The sequence below is a fragment of the Ochrobactrum sp. SFR4 genome (assembly GCF_019730395.1).
In the GTDB taxonomy this organism is placed as follows: domain Bacteria; phylum Pseudomonadota; class Alphaproteobacteria; order Rhizobiales; family Rhizobiaceae; genus Pseudochrobactrum.
On sequence record NZ_JAAPBB010000594.1, the window covers coordinates 1 to 300 of the forward strand.

General features: G+C 47.3%; 1 pseudogene. It reads right to left on the reverse strand.

What is annotated here, in order from left to right:
- A pseudogene (locus tag HBA93_RS20410) lies at nucleotides 1-280 on the reverse strand (dihydropyrimidinase); the annotation flags it as partial.
- Between the last annotated feature and the right edge of the window lie 20 nt (nucleotides 281-300).

The window sequence follows — 300 nt, forward strand, 5'->3', positions numbered from 1 at the left end:
AAGGCATGACTGTCGTGTTACCACCCATAGCTGCAGACAAGGTTGCGCTGGCAAAGTCATCTGCCATAACAATACCATCACCGGAATATTGTGAAATATGCACATGGCTATCAATACCGCCGGGCATAATCAGCAGGCCTGTTGCATCGATGATCTCTTTTGCCGTGTTTAAATTCTCTGCAAGAGCTACGATCTTTCCAGCGGATATGCCCACATCACAGCGATATGTGTCGCTTGCGGTCACTACTGTACCGTTCTTGATGATGGTGTCGAATTGCATCAACCTTCGCCTTCTCTTTT